19 protein-coding genes are annotated in these 14,827 nt (G+C 62.8%); 7 read left to right on the forward strand and 12 right to left on the reverse strand.

Annotated elements, in window-relative coordinates:
* Positions 1–102: 102 nt before the first annotated feature.
* The 5 genes from ON32_RS30630 to ON32_RS27380 form a co-directional block, all read right to left on the reverse strand.
* The gene (locus ON32_RS30630; RefSeq protein ID WP_281032256.1) at positions 103–225 is read right to left on the reverse strand and encodes a hypothetical protein; all 123 of its coding nucleotides are present in this window, start codon (positions 223–225) and stop codon (positions 103–105) included.
* Positions 226–328: 103 nt separating this feature from the next.
* Positions 329–733: a hypothetical protein gene (locus tag ON32_RS24995; protein ID WP_040793485.1), complete on the reverse strand. Its 405-nt coding sequence runs from the start codon at positions 731–733 to the stop codon at positions 329–331.
* Positions 730–1,323: a hypothetical protein gene (locus ON32_RS25000; RefSeq protein ID WP_040793486.1), complete on the reverse strand. Its 594-nt coding sequence runs from the start codon at positions 1,321–1,323 to the stop codon at positions 730–732. The genes ON32_RS24995 and ON32_RS25000 overlap by 4 nt, the downstream gene beginning before the upstream one ends.
* A gap of 1,084 nt (positions 1,324–2,407) precedes the next feature.
* Positions 2,408–2,809 (reverse strand): hypothetical protein, encoded by a 402-nt coding sequence (locus ON32_RS25005; RefSeq protein WP_040793487.1) that lies wholly within the window; start codon positions 2,807–2,809, stop codon positions 2,408–2,410.
* 36 nt (positions 2,810–2,845) lie between these two features.
* Entirely contained in the window at positions 2,846–3,397 is a 552-nt protein-coding gene (locus ON32_RS27380) for a DUF3558 domain-containing protein (RefSeq protein ID WP_051133660.1), read from the reverse strand.
* A gap of 283 nt (positions 3,398–3,680) precedes the next feature.
* On the opposite strand from ON32_RS27380, the gene ON32_RS29200 reads away from it, so the two are divergent.
* The gene (locus tag ON32_RS29200; RefSeq protein ID WP_157224358.1) at positions 3,681–3,836 is read left to right on the forward strand and encodes a hypothetical protein; all 156 of its coding nucleotides are present in this window, start codon (positions 3,681–3,683) and stop codon (positions 3,834–3,836) included.
* Between the two features lie 162 nt (positions 3,837–3,998).
* Here the strand turns inward: ON32_RS29200 and ON32_RS25015 are convergent, their stop codons facing one another.
* Positions 3,999–4,364: a hypothetical protein gene (locus tag ON32_RS25015; protein WP_040793488.1), complete on the reverse strand. Its 366-nt coding sequence runs from the start codon at positions 4,362–4,364 to the stop codon at positions 3,999–4,001.
* 1,009 nt (positions 4,365–5,373) lie between these two features.
* On the opposite strand from ON32_RS25015, the gene ON32_RS28320 reads away from it, so the two are divergent.
* Both ON32_RS28320 and ON32_RS28325 read left to right on the forward strand, forming a co-directional pair.
* A protein-coding gene (locus tag ON32_RS28320; protein WP_245551284.1) for an IS3 family transposase occupies positions 5,374–6,506 on the forward strand; the annotation gives its coding sequence in 2 pieces (ribosomal slippage) (positions 5,374–5,638 and positions 5,638–6,506; 1,134 coding nt in all).
* Between the two features lie 3 nt (positions 6,507–6,509).
* The gene (locus ON32_RS28325) at positions 6,510–7,136 is read left to right on the forward strand and encodes a hypothetical protein (protein ID WP_083874780.1); all 627 of its coding nucleotides are present in this window, start codon (positions 6,510–6,512) and stop codon (positions 7,134–7,136) included.
* Between the two features lie 5 nt (positions 7,137–7,141).
* Here the strand turns inward: ON32_RS28325 and ON32_RS25035 are convergent, their stop codons facing one another.
* The 4 genes from ON32_RS25035 to ON32_RS25045 form a co-directional block, all read right to left on the reverse strand.
* Positions 7,142–7,543: a hypothetical protein gene (locus ON32_RS25035; protein WP_040793492.1), complete on the reverse strand. Its 402-nt coding sequence runs from the start codon at positions 7,541–7,543 to the stop codon at positions 7,142–7,144.
* Between the two features lie 42 nt (positions 7,544–7,585).
* Entirely contained in the window at positions 7,586–8,146 is a 561-nt protein-coding gene (locus tag ON32_RS28330; protein ID WP_157224359.1) for a DUF3558 domain-containing protein, read from the reverse strand.
* Positions 8,147–8,385: 239 nt separating this feature from the next.
* Complete coding sequence (locus ON32_RS25040; protein WP_157224360.1) at positions 8,386–8,751, reverse strand: hypothetical protein; 366 nt, start codon at positions 8,749–8,751, stop codon at positions 8,386–8,388.
* Positions 8,752–8,825: 74 nt separating this feature from the next.
* Positions 8,826–9,044, reverse strand: coding sequence for a hypothetical protein (locus tag ON32_RS25045; protein ID WP_040793494.1), 219 nt, complete (start codon positions 9,042–9,044; stop codon positions 8,826–8,828).
* A gap of 672 nt (positions 9,045–9,716) precedes the next feature.
* On the opposite strand from ON32_RS25045, the gene ON32_RS25050 reads away from it, so the two are divergent.
* From ON32_RS25050 to ON32_RS25060, 4 genes are all read left to right on the forward strand, one after another.
* A complete protein-coding gene (locus tag ON32_RS25050; RefSeq protein WP_040793527.1) occupies positions 9,717–10,598 on the forward strand; it encodes a helix-turn-helix domain-containing protein in 882 nt (293 codons plus the stop codon).
* On the forward strand, positions 10,595–10,801 hold the full coding sequence (locus ON32_RS28335) for a DUF397 domain-containing protein (protein ID WP_083874782.1): 207 nt from the start codon (positions 10,595–10,597) through the stop codon (positions 10,799–10,801). Before ON32_RS25050 ends, ON32_RS28335 begins: the two co-directional genes overlap by 4 nt.
* Before the next feature lie 154 nt (positions 10,802–10,955).
* On the forward strand, positions 10,956–11,903 hold the full coding sequence (locus tag ON32_RS25055; RefSeq protein WP_040793528.1) for a hypothetical protein: 948 nt from the start codon (positions 10,956–10,958) through the stop codon (positions 11,901–11,903).
* Between the two features lie 384 nt (positions 11,904–12,287).
* Entirely contained in the window at positions 12,288–13,481 is a 1,194-nt protein-coding gene (locus ON32_RS25060; protein ID WP_040793495.1) for a Cmx/CmrA family chloramphenicol efflux MFS transporter, read from the forward strand.
* Positions 13,482–13,777: 296 nt separating this feature from the next.
* Here ON32_RS25060 and ON32_RS25065 read toward each other — a convergent pair whose 3' ends face one another.
* Together ON32_RS25065 and ON32_RS25070 are read right to left on the reverse strand one after the other, a co-directional pair.
* Positions 13,778–14,350: a hypothetical protein gene (locus tag ON32_RS25065; protein ID WP_040793496.1), complete on the reverse strand. Its 573-nt coding sequence runs from the start codon at positions 14,348–14,350 to the stop codon at positions 13,778–13,780.
* Positions 14,347–14,826, reverse strand: coding sequence for a hypothetical protein (locus ON32_RS25070; RefSeq protein WP_040793497.1), 480 nt, complete (start codon positions 14,824–14,826; stop codon positions 14,347–14,349). The genes ON32_RS25065 and ON32_RS25070 overlap by 4 nt, the downstream gene beginning before the upstream one ends.
* Position 14,827 lies beyond the last annotated feature (1 nt).

Consider the following 14,827-nt stretch of genomic DNA (forward strand, 5'->3'; position numbering starts at 1 on the left):
TGATCTGCCCCCCCTGTTTCCGGGCCATGGTTGTGAGAGTTGAGGCAGAGTGATCCGCAGGAGGTCATGAGGCCGAAGTCGTTCGGGGACAGGCCAGTGGTATCAGCGCAGTCCTTCTCCGGTGTTGGTGAGCTGGGTGTCGTGGTCGGTGGTCTGGATCTTGCCGAGAGTAGCGCGGTAGATCTCACGCACGAGTTCGGCCAGTTCGATGTGTTGTTGCAGCATTCGACGGCGTCGACGACTCCATCCGACCGGGTTGCTCCCATTGAGAGCTGGACGTGCCTCGCCCGCTCCAGGCGATTCCGGATCAGCTCATCCGGCCGGACTGCTATGTGGGAGGCACGGAATCATCCGGCGACAGCTCGACGAAGGCGTTCGCAATCGCGGCCACGACATTGAGTTGAACCGGTCCTTCGGCGCGGAACCACAGCAGTGGCGGCAGCGCTGCGGAGCGGATCGTGTCGATGTGCAGTTGGGCCGGCCATGGTTCGTCGGCCGGTGGCAGTACCGTCGCTGTCACGTCGTCGAGTGGTTCGGCTCCTGGGCCGGGGAGTCGCCCGATTTCGAAGTAGTACACGTCCTGGAAGGACAGGATGATATCCGGCTTGGCCGGACCCCACCGCAGGCCGATATCGAGTGCGTCGGTTTCGTCGATTTGCGACAGGGTCAGGCGGTCGACCATGTACCCGACACACAATGGTGCCGCGAGGCGGATCTGTTCGAAATGCTTCATCGGATCACCATCTCTCCGGTCGAGTGTTCCTGGGTCTCGGTTCCGCCTGGAAGATATCGCGGTCGGTAGCTTTTCTGGTTCGGTCCCGGACTGACCTTGGGGCCGAATCGCTGCACTTCGCCGTTCGGGCGGATCCAGATCTCGCTTTTGTCCTTGGCCCGGTAGCGCCGGTATCCGCCGGCGGTCTCCGATTTGAAGGTGAATCCGCTGCGTGACATCTCGGCTTCGGCTCGCTCGAGTGTGTGTCCATGGAGGTCGGGCACCTTGGCCACCAGTGCGGACGGCTTTGCTGTTCGCGGCGCACGATCGGTGCGGGTGGGGAGGTCTCGATCGAAAACCGAACCGTTCGAGGTACGGCCTGTCGGCAGTAGGTCTACTGCCGACATGGTTTTCCGGGCGTTCTGCTCGGCGAGTATCAACGTTTTCGGTGCAGCGGCGGTCTTCGAGGCCAAGCTTTCCAGGCCGAAACCATGCTTGCTGCTCTCCTTGGCCAGTCCGGCCAGCTGCTGTGCGACGTTCTTCATCGCCCGGGCGAGTAGCCCTCCGGGGTTCAGCGGTTTGTAGAGGTTCAGTTGTTTGTAGGAGTCCATCTGTGCCGCCGATTCCCGGGCGCATTCTCTCGATTCGCTGGTTGTACCTGTCCACCAATGAAGACGTTGGGTGGCGCTGATTCGTTACCGCCGAGCGGAACGAGACTGCCCACTGTGCCGATGATATAGGTCGATGGCATAACAGCGATCTCCGAAATCGGCTGCTCAGCGCACGGCCACCAAGATGGAACCGGTTACCGTAAAGCAAGTCTTCTGTCTCGAAAATCCTTCCGCTAGAACGATTTCGATTGAATCGACGCGGTCGCCGAGTTGGTCGGGATCATCGATATTCACTTGTGGAGAAGCCGAGCGGTTCTCGCCGGCCCGGCCGGCGTCTGTTATTCGAATTACTGTTGTCGCTGAATGTCGTTCTGTGCGTTTTCCGACACGGCGCCCCTTGCATCCGGCGCGGTTCGCTGATCAGGTAGGTGGGCTCCAGCCATCTTCCCATGGGCTGCGGTGCGAGATTTCCCCACTATGGCCCTAGGTGGAAACAGGATTGGCTTTGGCCCTATCCTGTGTCAATCTGCTGATCTCAGCAGATGCTTGACAGTTTGTCGTCAGGAGATGCTCGACTCCTCGTCGGACTTGACGCCAGCTCCGGTGATGTAGGACTGCGTGATGGGTTCGGTGCTGCGGTGGGCCGGACGGGGGTGCTGCCAACCCCCGTAGGGGCGATGAGGACCCCATGGCAAAACCGCAGGAAATACTCTGTCGGAGGTCGGATTTCGGGAGCCTTGTGCAGTGGACCGTCGGTAGTGTCGATGTTTTCGGCGTGTCGCTGCAATGATCTTGTTTTTGGGTGATCGTCGATGGTGCGGGCTGGTTGGTTCTCTTGGGTATCGCGTCGTGGGTTCGTTTCTGGTGGGCGAGTGTAGGTCAGGACATTGTTGTAGGTGTGGTTGATGACTGCTTCGACGGCCGTGCGGATTCGACGGCCGTGCGGAAGCGTCGGTATCGGGTTGGGCTGAGATCGGCTTCGAATTCGTCCGGTGGGGCAGGTCAGGCTGTCACCTATCTGTGTGGCAGTCCCGACTGGTAGAAGAAGGTTTACCCATCGTCGCTGGGAGGATGGTCGGGGGTGTCAGCGCAATCCTTCTCCGGTGTTGGTGAGTTGGGTGCCGGTGTCGTGGTCGGTGGTTTGGAGTTTGCCGATGGCGGCGAGGTAGGTGTCGCGCATGAGTTCGGCCAGTTCGATGTGTTGTTCCAGGCGTTTAACGGCGTTGTCGTCGGCATTGTCGCCACCACCGACGGCCTTTCGCTGGAACTTGTCCTGTATGGAGAGAGCAGAGGGTAGGCCGCCGAAACCTGAAAGACGGCTAAGGTTTCGAGCATTTACAATTTGGTGCTGAAGCTTCAGACGGTAGTTCTCGCAGGCTTGTGCCAAATCTGCACCAACGCCCTCTTCCAGCCGCATCTCGCCGTTGATCGCTTGTTGTTTGAACTGCTGCCACTGCTGCAGTTCGTTTTGAACGTCCTTTGTCATGGCGCCCCTGTTTTGGATTCCGTGCAGTTTCCGTACCTATTTGGGTAGGTGGGGTTCTATCGCGGTGGCATACTGCATGGCGATTGCGCATATATCGCCGTTGCTGGGATCGCCTTCCATCCAGGTGGCGTTGATCTCGAACATCCCTTGTTGCGCGGAGAACGAGACGTAGCAGCCCACATCAGGATCGGACTTGTCTCGTGAGAAGACCGCGGGTCGGCCACCAACGGTGGTTTCTCGGATATCGGTGTGGTTCTTGTTTGTCCGAGTCTCGTTCAGCGTATGGCTGGTAGAGAACACAGCTACTGCGTACTGCAGATGCTTGGGTGTCCAGTTGCAAACGCGCCACGACGTCGGTCCTTCTGGGGCGTTGGTCACGACATTCTTGGATGCAGGATCCAGTCCCATGGATGCCAGCACATCGTCGCTGATCTGGGTGCACGGGTCGAAAACCACGATTTTGTCGATGTCGCGGGTGGTGGTGGGGGTTGCGGTGGTCGACTTGCCTTCGATCGCGCCGCACCCGGATGCAAGGGCTGCCACCGTTGCTGCAAGCAGTGTGGTGCGTAGTGCGGTGGTGATGCGCATGGATCTCTCCCCGTGGGCCGTGGTGCGGGATTCCCCCCGACATGACTATATGACGCACCCTGGCCGGCTTCGGTTCCCTCCCGTTTCGAGGTCCGGTGGGCAGGTAACGGGCCCGAGGGAATGGGGTGGAGAGAAGGCGATTTGCGCTGATAGCGCGGTTCCTCGAGGGGCTGATGAGGACCCCATGGTAGAGCCGCAGGTAAATGCCTTGTCGGAGGCGGGCTTTCGGGGGTGTTGTGCAGTGGACCGTCGGTAGTGTCGATATGTTCGGCGTGTCGCCGCAATGAGCTTGTTGTCGGATGGTCGTCGATGGTGTGGGCTGGTCGGCTCCCCCTTGGAGCTCGCGTCGTGGGTTCGTTTCTGGTGGGTGAGTGCAGGCCAGGACATTGTCGTGGGTGTGGTCGACGGCCGTGCGGAAGCATCGGTGTTGGTGACCTGACCCCGTTGGTTCGGTCCGCGTGATCTGGCTTCCTGCGCGGGGTCGGATCAGGTGGACCACATCGCGGGGATCCGCTACTTCGTCGGCCTAGAGCGGGAGCCATGCATGTGAGGTGGGTTCGGAGAAGGCGGTGTCGATGATCCGATCGAGATGGGTGGTCGGCTATGGATTGTCGGTCGCGGTGCTGTTGAGTCGTGGTAGGACCGTGCGGCCCGCGATGATGTCGCAGACCGGATGGAGGGCGTCGCGGGCGGTTGCGGGGAGATGGTCGAGTTCTGGGATGAGCAGTGTGGTGATGCCGTCGTGGAGGAGGGCGGTCAGGAGGCGAAGGTGGTCACGGGGGGAGTCGGCCAGCATGACGCGGGTGAGAGTGTAGCCGTGGGCGATCGCGGACAGGCGTAGTCGGACGGTGTCGAAGCCGAGGTCGGGGCTGAGGTCTTCGCGTAGGTAGCCGACGGCAAGCCGGTGGGTGCGGAGTGAGGTGTGCGTGGGTTCGTCGGGTACGGGTGGATGGGAGTTGGGGGTCACGTGGTCCTTTTCCTCGTGAGTCGGTGGGTGCCGGAGCGAAGGGAGTTGCTTGTTCAGGCCGGTCTGGGGGAGGAGTGGGTCAGCGGTAGAGGAGTTCGCAGGGGAGTCCGGGGAGGATGGTCGCGAGGCCCGGTTGCCGGGTGGTTCCACTCGGCCGGGAACAGATGGGCGGCCGAGCGGCGGGCGTCGTACAGGAAGACGCTGAGGTGTACATCGGGGTCGTCGGAGCGCGATGGGGGAGGGATCGGTCGCGCCTTCATCGAGGGTGTCGAGGAGGGTTTTCAGGGGTGATGGGAGGACACCGTGGGCGGGGTTGATCCACCGACGGTAGGTGCGGAGACGCCCGGGTGAGGGGGGTGCCACGGTGTCTTGGGGTGGGACGGTCCGAGAGTTGGTGCGTAGCAGGATGTGGGAGTAGGGCGAATGGTCTGCGGCCTCGGTTGGATACGAGGTCGAGAAGGTGTAGCGGCGAGAGCGATGCCGCAGGGTCGAGTCGGCGAGGGAACGGGCCGACGGGGATTCTCGTGTGGCATGGCCGCGTTGTTCCAAAGTGGTGAGCGTCTGGAGGCGGCCTCCCCGGGTGATCGCGATTCTGCCGGATTCGTCTCTGTGACAGGACAGTCCGCATACGGTTCGGTAGTGGTCGTAGCGTCCGAGTGCCCTGTTCTCGGTGGGTATGGACATCAAACTCCCTGGTATTTATGGTTTTGAGTACGCCCGGACCGAAGGCGGATCGGTACGGGGTGGTGGAGGGGATATCGGTATTGCCACCCCTGCCGGGCGCGGGTTCAGGACAGCATGTCCGTGTCGTGTGGTTGCTCGATTGCGTTCTTTCCGTGGAAATCTCATCGAAACCGCAGGACAGAACCCGTTTGAAGCGCGTGTTCGATGCAGTAATCGCTGCGTGGAAAACCAGAATGGGGGCTCGTGACTGGAGCCCGGTGGGTGGGTCCACCGGTTGTGAGAGTTCTGATGCACCAGAATGGGTGCAGAAGGAGACGATCACACCATGTCACGACGTCGGCACACGCCCGAGCAGATCATCCGCAAGCTCCGCGAGGGAGAACGGCTGCTCGGTGAGAACTTCACGATCGAGGACGTGTGCAAACACCTCGAGATTTCCGATGCGACCTGGCATCGCCGGCAGAACCAGTACGGCGGCATGAAATCCGAGGACGCCAAGAGGTTGAAAGAGCTCGAACGTGAGAACGCCCGGTTGAAGCGGATGGTCGCTGATCAGGCCCTCGATATCGACATGCTCAAGGAGCTGAACCGGGGAAACTATTGAGCCCGGACCGTCGCCGCAGGGCCGTGCAGGTTTTGCGGGACCGGTTCGGGGTCTGCGAGCGCCGGGCGTGCCGGGTCGCCGGGCAACCCCGCTCGACACAGCGCCGCCGGCCTACGGTTGCCGAGACCGAGCGGTTGCCGACCGGGCGGCTTCGCGAGATCTCACGAGCGCATCCGCGGTGGGGACGGCGCAAAGCTCACGCTCTGTGTCGGGCCGAGGGGTTGGTGGTCAACCGGAAACGCACCCGCCGGTTGTGGCGTGAGCACGGGTTGAAACGACCTGTCCGGGTGCGTAAGAAGCGACGGATCGGTGCGGGTCGACATCAACGGCTGCGTGCGTCGCGGCCGGATCGGATGTGGGCGCTGGATTTCCAGGTCGATGTCACCGCCGACGGACGCCAGGTCCGGTTTCTCAATATCGTGGACGAGTTCACCCGCGAGGCTCTGGCGGTGACTGCGTTCCGGTCGTGCACCGCTGATCAGCTCGTCGCTGTGCTCGACGAACTCGTCGCCGCGACCGGCCGGAAACCGGAGCATATCCGGATGGACAACGGCACCGAGATGACCGCACACGCCATGACCGACTGGTGCCGGTTCACCGGCGTCGACCCCGCGTTCATCGACCCCGCCTCACCATGGCAGAACGGGATCTGCGAATCGTTCAACGGCCGATTCCGCGACGAATTCCTGACCTGCGAGCAGTTCCGCTCGCTGACCGAAGCCCAAGTCCTTGCCGAGGACTGGCGCATCGAGTACAACACCTACAGGCCACACGGATCGCTGGGCTTCCTCACTCCCGAAGCGTTCCGGCAGCAATGGACACCGACCGAGTTCAACCAACCGCAACTCGCATGATCGGTGGATCCCCCATCGGGGCCCAGTCACCACGAACTCGTCGAATCCGGAGGTTTCGATCGGCGGGATCACCGACATCCGGGCCTGACCGAGATAGCCCTGCACGAGATCGATTCCATTGGCGACCATCTGGAACGACAGCGGCAACAGTGTGGCCTTGTTGGTGTAGTCGATGGTGGCCTGCATGGCAGCGGTGGCGGTTCGACCACCCCACTTCTCGGTGAGGATGGTTTCGATTTCCCTACGGAACTCGTCGATGGCGGTGCCGGTGGCCTCCTGCAGTCTGCGCCAACCATCGGCGCCGGCATTGATATCGCTCTCCTTGACCGGTCCCTTGTCGGCGAACTCGCCCTGACCGTTCAACGCTTCCCAGATCTTTGTGTGCGACCAGGTCTTGAACGCCTCTCGAGGAGCTTGCGCAGGCGCGTATTCCCCCGTGAAACCCTGACTGATGCGGGCCCACTCGGAAGTGATGATCCGGCGGTCACCGGTCCACTGCTGTTCCCCCGCCTCGCGGGCACGATTGGCATTGTCCTGGTTCTCGCGGGATTGGCTGTAGTTGTCGACAACACCCGCCACACCGCTCGCAACGGCGGCGATGGCGGCACCGACCCCCAGGATCGCCGGTAATGGCATTAGCGCAGTCCCTCCCCGGTGTTGGTGAGCTGAGTACCAGTGTCCTGGTCGGCACTCCGAAGTCTGCCGATGGCGGCGAGATAGGTATCGCGCATGAGCTCGGCGAGTTCGATGTGTTGTTCCAGGCGTTTGACGGCATTGTCGTCGGGATTGTCGCCACCACCAACGGCCTTCTGCTGGAACTTGTCTCGTATGGCGATAGCGGACGGCAGGCCCCCGTAGCCCGAGAGGTGGTCGAGCCCTTCTGCATTATCCTTCAACCTGACCAGTTTTAAGCGATAGTTATCGCATGCTGTGCTAAGTGCTTCGCCGATACCCTCCTCCAAGTGCATCTCACCGTTCATTGCCTGCTGCTTGAACTGCTGCCACTGCTGTAGTTCGTTCTGCACATTTTCTGACATCTATGTCCTCTGCTTCAGATCTGGTTCTGCCATGCGGTGCAGTCACTCAGGGAGGTGAGGTTCAAGCGCAACAGCGTGTTGCATGGCAAGTGCACAAACATCCTTCTTATTGGAGTTGTCATCGAGCCAGGATGCGCGGATTTCGAACATTCCCTGTTGTGCGGAGAACGAGACGTAACAAGCACTGCGGTCGGTATCTGACTTATCGCGGGAGTAAAGGGCTGGTCTCCCCCCAACAGTGGTCTCACGAACGTCGGTGTGATTCTCGTTATTGCGGGCCTCATCGAGCGTATGGCTAGTAGAGAACACTCCGATTGCATACTCCGGGACAGATGGTGTCCAAGAGCAGACACGCCACGACGCAGGCCCTGTTGGCGCATCTGTCACCACGCTCTTTGAAGAGGGGGTTAGACCTACGGAGGTCAGAACCTCATCGCTGATCTGGGTACATGGATTGAAGACCACGATGTCGTCGATGTCGCGGGTTGTGGTGGTAGGGCCTTGGTTGGCGGCTTCCCCGCTCTCGAGTACGCCACACCCGGAGGCGAGTGTTGCTACCGCTGCCGTGAGCAGCGTGGTGCGTAGTGCGGTGGCGATGCGCATGGATTTCTCCCCGTGGGCCGTGGTGCGGGATTTCCCCGTCATGACTATAGGACGCAGCGGGGTCCGCAACGGTTCCCTCGATTTTCGACAGCATCGACCGAAGGGAGGGGGCCGTGTGAGGTGGGCCGAGAAGGGGAGAAGTATCCGTTTCGACCGGCGGCCGGCTGGACCTGGTGGCCGCATTGTTGTTGGCACAGAGGAAGACAGGTCTCGATGACCCGGTCGAGGTGGTTGGTCGGCTATGGATTACCGCTCGCGGTGTTGTCGAGTCGCGGTAGAACAGTGCCGCCCGCGATGATGTCGCAGGTGGAGCGCAGGGCGACTCGGGTGGTTTCGGGGAGATGGTCGAGTTCCGGGAGGAGCAGTGCGGTGATGCCGTCGTGGAGGAGAGCGGTCAGTAGGCGAGGGTGATGGCGTGGGGAGTCGGCCAGCATGACGCGGGTGAGGATGTAGCCGTGGGCTATGGCGCACAGGCGTAGTCGGACGGTGTCGAAGCCGAGATCGGTGCTGAGGTCTTCGCGTAGGTAGCCGACGGCGAGCCGGTGGGTGTGGGATGAGACGTGCGAGGGTCCGCCGGGGGCGGGCGGATGGGAATCGGGGGTCATGTGGTCCTTCATCGTTGATCGGTTATCGCCGGAAAGAAAGGAGCGGGTTGTTCGAGTCGTCGGAGCGGTGGGGATCAGAGGTAGAGCCGTTCGCAGGGGAGTCTGGGCAGGTTGGCCGGTGGGTCGGGAAGGGTGATCGCGAGGCACGCTTGCCGGGTGTTCCATTCGACGAGGAACAGGTGGGCGGCCGAGCGGCGGGCGGCGTAGTCGAGGCGGGTGTCGTACAGGAAGACGCTGAGGTGTACATCGGGGTCGTCGGAGCGCGATGGGGGAGGGGTCAGTCGCGCATTCACCGAGAGTGTCGAGGAGAGTTTTCAGGGTTGGTTGGAGGACATCGGGGGCGGGGTTGATCCACCGACGGTAGATGCGGAGGTGGCCGGTTGAGGGGAGTGCCACGATGCCTTGGGGTGGGACGGTCTGGGAGTTGGTACGTAGCAGGATGCGGGAGTAGGGCGAATGATCCGCGGCCTCGGTCGGATACGAGGTCGAGAAGGTGTAGCGACGAGAGCGATGTCGGAGGGTCGGGCCGGTGAGGGGACGGGCCGACAGGGATTTTCGTATGGCTTGGCCGCGTTGTTCCGGAGTGGTGAGCGTCTGGAGGTCGCCTCCTAGGGTGATCGCGATTCTGCCGGATTCGTCTCTGTGACAGGACAGTCCGCATACGGTTCGGTAGTGGTCGTAGCGTCCGAGTGCCCTGTTCTCGGTGGGTATGGACATCAAACTCCCTGGTATTTATGGTTTTGAGTACGCCCGGACCGAAGGCGGATCGGTACGGGGTGGTGGAGGGGATATCGGTATTGCCACCCCTGCCGGGCGCGGGTTCAGGACAGCATGTCCGTGTCGTGTGGTTGCTCGATTGCGTTCTTTCCGTGGAAATCTCATCGAAACCGCAGGACAGAACCCGTTCGAAGCGCGTGTTCGATGCAGTAATCGCTGCGTGGAAAACCAGAATGGGGGCTCGTCACATGTCAGAACTCGGAAGTACTCTGCCGCGACGGCAACTCGGGCGTTACCTGCGAGACCTGCGGTTGCAGACCGGAATGACGATTCCGGAGGCAGCGCGGAGAATCGACCGTGGAGCGAGCACGCTCCAACGGATCGAGACCGGGCAGTCGGAGCGGATACGGGTGCCTGACGTGCGGGATCTGTGCGGCATCTACAACGCAAGTGAGACGGAAACCGAAGCGCTGGTGGGGCTGGCGCAGCAGGCTGCTGTCAAGTCGTGGTGGCACGAGTTCGGGAGCTTGATTCCGGACAACTTCGATGTGTACATGGGGCTGGAAGCTGCGGCCTGCCAGTTGACCTCGTATGCACCTGACGCTGTGTTGGGTCTCTTGCAGACGCCAGACTATGCCAGGGCTCTGCTGAATGCTGCTCTACCCCAGGAGCGTTCGGAGGGTGTAGAGCAGCGCCTTCAGATGAAGGTGAAACGTCAAGGGCTGCTCACGCGCAAGAGGCAGCCGACTACATTGCGGGTAGTTCTCATGGAGAGCGCGATCCGCCGGCTCGTGGGGAGCCCGAGAATCATGTCTTCGCAGCTCAGGCATATAGCTGACATGTCAACCCGGCCCAACATCACGGTCCGTCTGTTGCCTTTCAGTGCTGGTATTCCCCTGGGTGACCCCATGGGGCCGTTCACGATCCTCGATTTCGGTACGGACAAGAGAGGCACGCAGATCGAACCGCCGGTTGTCTACCTGGAGAGCTATACCGGTGACCTGTATTTGGAGAAACCCAGTGATGTCCGCCGCTACTATGAGGCACACCAAGCGCTGAGGGACGCAGCGCTGGACGAAACCGCAAGTAGGGCTCTGCTTCGGCGGGTAGCAAAGGAGTTTGTCGCGTGAGTGGGAAGTACGATGTCGATCTATCCGGAGCGGTATGGCGGAAGAGTTCCTACAGTTCAGCTACCAAAGACTGTGTTGAGGTTGCCTTCCTTGACCGGGAATTGGTTGGTGTTCGCGATTCCAAGAACCCGGATGGTGAGGCCTTGATCTTCACTCCGAGTCAGTGGGACGGCTTCATCCGCCATCTGTCTGGTAATCGATGATCGCTGATCGTGGCGGACTGTGCACAGCCTGCCACGATCCACAGCTTCTTTCGATCCTCTTGTCATGCTTGTCTTGTCGGAGACAAGCTCAAAGTTCCGGTTGGATGTGTGGGCTCGACTTGTCGCGGTTCGGCTGCTTCGCCAGAATGCCCAGGTGGCGCATGCTGATCTGACTGCCGTGCGATGGCGGGAACTGAGCGATGAATCGGCGACGAGGGTCGCGAGTGCGATTGCCCGCGAGAACGATGTGGAGCTGGTCGGCATCCACTTCCACGAGTACGCGGGCCGGCGACAGCGTATCGCCCTGTTCGACCGTGCGGGTATGCGGTTGGCGTTGGTTCCGGGTGGCCGGGTGCGATTGGGTTATGACGGGAGCAGGTTCGTCCCGTCGCCGCACCAGGCGGCCGACTTCGCCGAGAGCGCCGAGGAGTACGGCCTGCCCGGGATCACGGAGTTCGTCGATGCGATGACCTCTCCGGAACGGGTGGTGGAACTTCCCGCGATGCTTGTGGGGGTCGAGGCGCTGGAACCGTGCCTGGAGAGTGTGCCGGTCGATGATCCTCGGGTCCTGGAGTTGGCTGCCCGGTCCGGTTCTCGACCCAATGGCACGGTCGGCATGATGGGCCCCGACGGAAGTCTGAAAGTCGAGCTCGACGAACGGGGACAGGTGCGTCGGGCCAAGGCGGTGAAGCAGGTGTCCTATGAACAGGCGTTGGCGAAGGCGGCTGCGTCGGGAGTGCGGGCGAGCAGCCCGGACGAGTGGGAATACGCCTGTGGTGCCGGCGCGCCCACCCTGTTCCGGTGGGGTGACGACAGTCCGGTCGACGGTTATCCGTTCGATCATTCGACAGGCCCGCATCGGGAGCCGAACCTGTGGGGTCTGATGATCGGTCAGGATCCGTATCGGCACGAGTTCACCACGGAGCCGGGCATCGTCTGCGGTGGTGACGGTGGTGGTGCCACCTGCGGCGGAACCGGATTCTTCCTGGGGTGGCTCACCTTGGCCACCGCCTACCGGGACAAGGACTTCGGGGCGTGGGTCGGCTCCGATGATCAATCCGTCACCGAACTGCTCATCCGTCCGGTCGTCGAGTTGGCCTGAACGGTTCGAGCGTATTCCCCGCTCGCCGGTATATCGGTCTCGGTAATCCCGTTACCAGGTGTTTCGCTGCTTATCGCTCGAGGCGGGCCCGTACGGGCCGTTGCGGATCGTGATGTTATCGGTTCGATTCGGTTCGGGTGGGTTGATATGGTGGCGGGGTGAATTCCCCGGAGGCGTCCAGACGGTAGCCGCTCGGCCTGTGGGTCGGGCGGCGTTGTGAGTGTGTTTCCCGCCGGTCGTCGAGCGATCGGTGCGGTTCGTGCATCTCGTAACGCCGGATGATGTCGGTTTCTTGCTATCGGGTGAGGGTTCGCCCGATTCGGCAACTCGTTCCGGGCGCCGTGGGTATGACGGCGGTGCCCTGTATCCGGGGAGTGTCTTCTGATGCCCATTGTGGTGTTCGTGCTGGCTGTCGCGGTTTTCGCGCAGGGCACATCCGAATTCATGGTTTCGGGACTGCTGGAAGAGATCGCGGTCGATATCGGCGTCTCGGTTGGCGCTGCCGGGCTGTTGGCCTCGCTGTTCGCGGCCGGCATGGTGCTGGGGGCGCCGGTGATGGCGATGGCGGCGGGTCGGTTGCCTGTGCGGTATTCGGCCACAGCGTTTTTGGGGTTGTTCTGTGCGGCTCATGTCGTCGGGGCCGTGGCGACCGGGTTTGCGCTGCTGCTGGTGACGCGTGGTGTCGCGGCGGTCGCCAATGCCGGTTTCCTGGCGGTTGCGTTGGCCGCGTTGCCGAGGATGGTCGGGCCGGCGAAAATCGGTCGCGCGACCTCGGTGGTGGTGTCCGGGGTGACGGTGGCCTGTATCGCCGGTGTTCCGGCGGGCACGCTGTTGGGCCAGGTCTGGGGTTGGCGTTCGGCGTTCTGGGCCGTGGCCGTTATCGGCGCGGCAGCGCTCGTGCCGGTGTGGGTGATGCTCGGGCGTGATGTGCGTGAGGGTGAGGCGTCGGACGGGCAAGCGCCCTCGATGCGACGGGAATGGTCGGTGCTGCGGCACCGGCAGGTCCTGATCGCCATCGCGGCGGGGGTCCTGGTCAATGCCGCGACCTTCGCCGGATTCACCTATCTCGGCACCATCACGACCGGTATCGCCGGCGGCGAGCGGTGGGTTGCGGTGGTGCTGGCCCTGTTCGGTATCGGCTCGTTTCTCGGTGCGACGGTCGCCGGCCGCTACAGCGACCGTTATCGGCGGCAGATCGTCGTGGTCGGGACCGCCGTATCGGTCGGGGTCTGGCTCGCGGCCGCCGTGGTCGCGCACTCGCTGGTCGGGGTGATGGTCATGTCGATGGTGGCGGGCGCGGTCGCGTTCGGTGTCGGTTCGACCTTGATCGCGACGATCGTGCAGACCGCCGCACCGACTGCTCCGCGGATAGCGGGCGCGTTGGCGACCACCGCCCTCAATATCGGCGCCGTTATCGGCCCCGCCGGTGCCGGTCTGCTCGTCGACCGCACCGAGCAGCCGACCACGGCGCTGTGGTGCAGCGCCGTCTTCACCGCCGCAGCGGTGGGGGTCGCGGTGCTCGGCCTGTCTCGGCGTGACACGAGCCCGGTCGAGCAGGTGCGTGTCGACGCACGCTGACGCTCTGTCGTCGGTGGAGGATCGTTGACGGCCGGTTCGGCGGTGTCGGGGCCGCCCGATCGCTCACATCGCCGAACCGGTTGTCGAAGGCATGTCGGGGGCATCGGCCGGGATCGTGACGGCGCCTTGGCGGAGTATGTGGTCGTCGAGGAACGCAACCTCGCGCCGCGGCCGGCGGTGTCGGATCGATGGCCGCCCAGCTCGCGCGTGAGATCGGCGCTTATGGTCGGCGTGGTTCGTCCGGGTGAGCGGGTTCATGCCACCGGCGGCGAACCCACTCACCGGACCGCAACGGGTCACTCGGGAAGCCGGACGGCGGCCGCGGCGAATCGTTCGTGGGCCTCGATGTCGACCTGCCGCATATCCGGGGAGATCTCCGCGCGAACGAATACTTCTCCCGCCTGGAACAACCTCATGATGACGAGCAGCCCGATCGGAATCCACCCCGGTAGGAAGACGAACATCGTCCACTTCGGTGGGCGGATGCCTTGCAGCAGAAGCAGGATCATGACCACGACGCTCAGCGCTGCCAAACCGATCAGCGCGGTTGCCACGCGGCGATAGATCCGGCCGGGACGCAGACATGAGGGGCAGACCGGCCATTCACCGTGCAACACGATATCCGGCCGGGTGTGCTCGACCACGGTCAAACGCCAGATCTGTAGCAGTTTCCCCAGCAGGCGCACGAGGGTGACCTGTTTTCCGCCGCGTCGTGTGGTGTAGAAGGTCATCTGCCCTTCGCGATGCTCCACCGCTTCCCGCCCGTGCCGAGCGCACACATCCGGCAGCGTGTCGGTGATTACGAGATGGTGGGGCGATCCGGGCGCGGAGGGGCCGATTTCCGGGTGAACGGCGAGGTCGAATTTCATACGAGCCACCCCCGTCGGTTGCGTTCTTGGAAGTACTCGTCATCCGCTTCGACGACTTCCGGCGGCAATTCCCGACGAGCCGAGGGCTTCGGGGGTTGGGGCGTTGGGGCGGATGGTTGCCGTGGCGGTGCCTCGGGCTCGGGCGGTCGCTGTGCGGGCGCCTCGGGTGCGGGTGGTTCGTTCCGAAGGCGGTCGAGTTCGCCGCGGCCCTGCTCGGCGAGACGGTGCAACTGCTCGTCGGACAGCCGTTGCGCCGCCTGTAGTGCGCTCGGCAGGGCGCGGTCGAGGAGACGGTTGAAGGCTTCTCCCTGCGCCAGTTCCCGAACGCTTCCCCTACCTGCCAGGATCTCCCGGATCTGGGTCTTCAGACCCGGGTCGGCGGTATTGTCGGCGATGGTCCGGAGCGATCGCGCTAGATGCCGGGAGAGGCCGATATCGCCTCCCGCGATATCGAGCACCGGTTCCTGTCGATTCATG

Source organism: Nocardia paucivorans NBRC 100373 (assembly GCF_000308675.1).
Classification (GTDB): domain Bacteria; phylum Actinomycetota; class Actinomycetes; order Mycobacteriales; family Mycobacteriaceae; genus Nocardia; species Nocardia paucivorans.

Coding starts and splice junctions, on each gene's coding strand:
- ON32_RS29200 (WP_157224358.1), top strand. CDS start 3,681: ATGAGCTTGTTGTCGGATGGTCGTCGATGGTGTGGGCTGGTCGGCTCC.
- ON32_RS24995 (WP_040793485.1), bottom strand. CDS start 733: ATGAAGCATTTCGAACAGATCCGCCTCGCGGCACCATTGTGTGTCGGG.
- ON32_RS25065 (WP_040793496.1), bottom strand. CDS start 14,350: ATGAAATTCGACCTCGCCGTTCACCCGGAAATCGGCCCCTCCGCGCCC.
- ON32_RS25005 (WP_040793487.1), bottom strand. CDS start 2,809: ATGACAAAGGACGTTCAAAACGAACTGCAGCAGTGGCAGCAGTTCAAA.
- ON32_RS27380 (WP_051133660.1), bottom strand. CDS start 3,397: ATGCGCATCACCACCGCACTACGCACCACACTGCTTGCAGCAACGGTG.
- ON32_RS30630 (WP_281032256.1), bottom strand. CDS start 225: ATGCTGCAACAACACATCGAACTGGCCGAACTCGTGCGTGAGATCTAC.
- ON32_RS25050 (WP_040793527.1), top strand. CDS start 9,717: ATGTCAGAACTCGGAAGTACTCTGCCGCGACGGCAACTCGGGCGTTAC.
- ON32_RS28330 (WP_157224359.1), bottom strand. CDS start 8,146: ATGCGCATCGCCACCGCACTACGCACCACGCTGCTCACGGCAGCGGTA.
- ON32_RS25035 (WP_040793492.1), bottom strand. CDS start 7,543: ATGTCAGAAAATGTGCAGAACGAACTACAGCAGTGGCAGCAGTTCAAG.
- ON32_RS25040 (WP_157224360.1), bottom strand. CDS start 8,751: ATGACCCCCGATTCCCATCCGCCCGCCCCCGGCGGACCCTCGCACGTC.
- ON32_RS25060 (WP_040793495.1), top strand. CDS start 12,288: ATGCCCATTGTGGTGTTCGTGCTGGCTGTCGCGGTTTTCGCGCAGGGC.
- ON32_RS25070 (WP_040793497.1), bottom strand. CDS start 14,826: ATGAATCGACAGGAACCGGTGCTCGATATCGCGGGAGGCGATATCGGC.
- ON32_RS25000 (WP_040793486.1), bottom strand. CDS start 1,323: ATGGACTCCTACAAACAACTGAACCTCTACAAACCGCTGAACCCCGGA.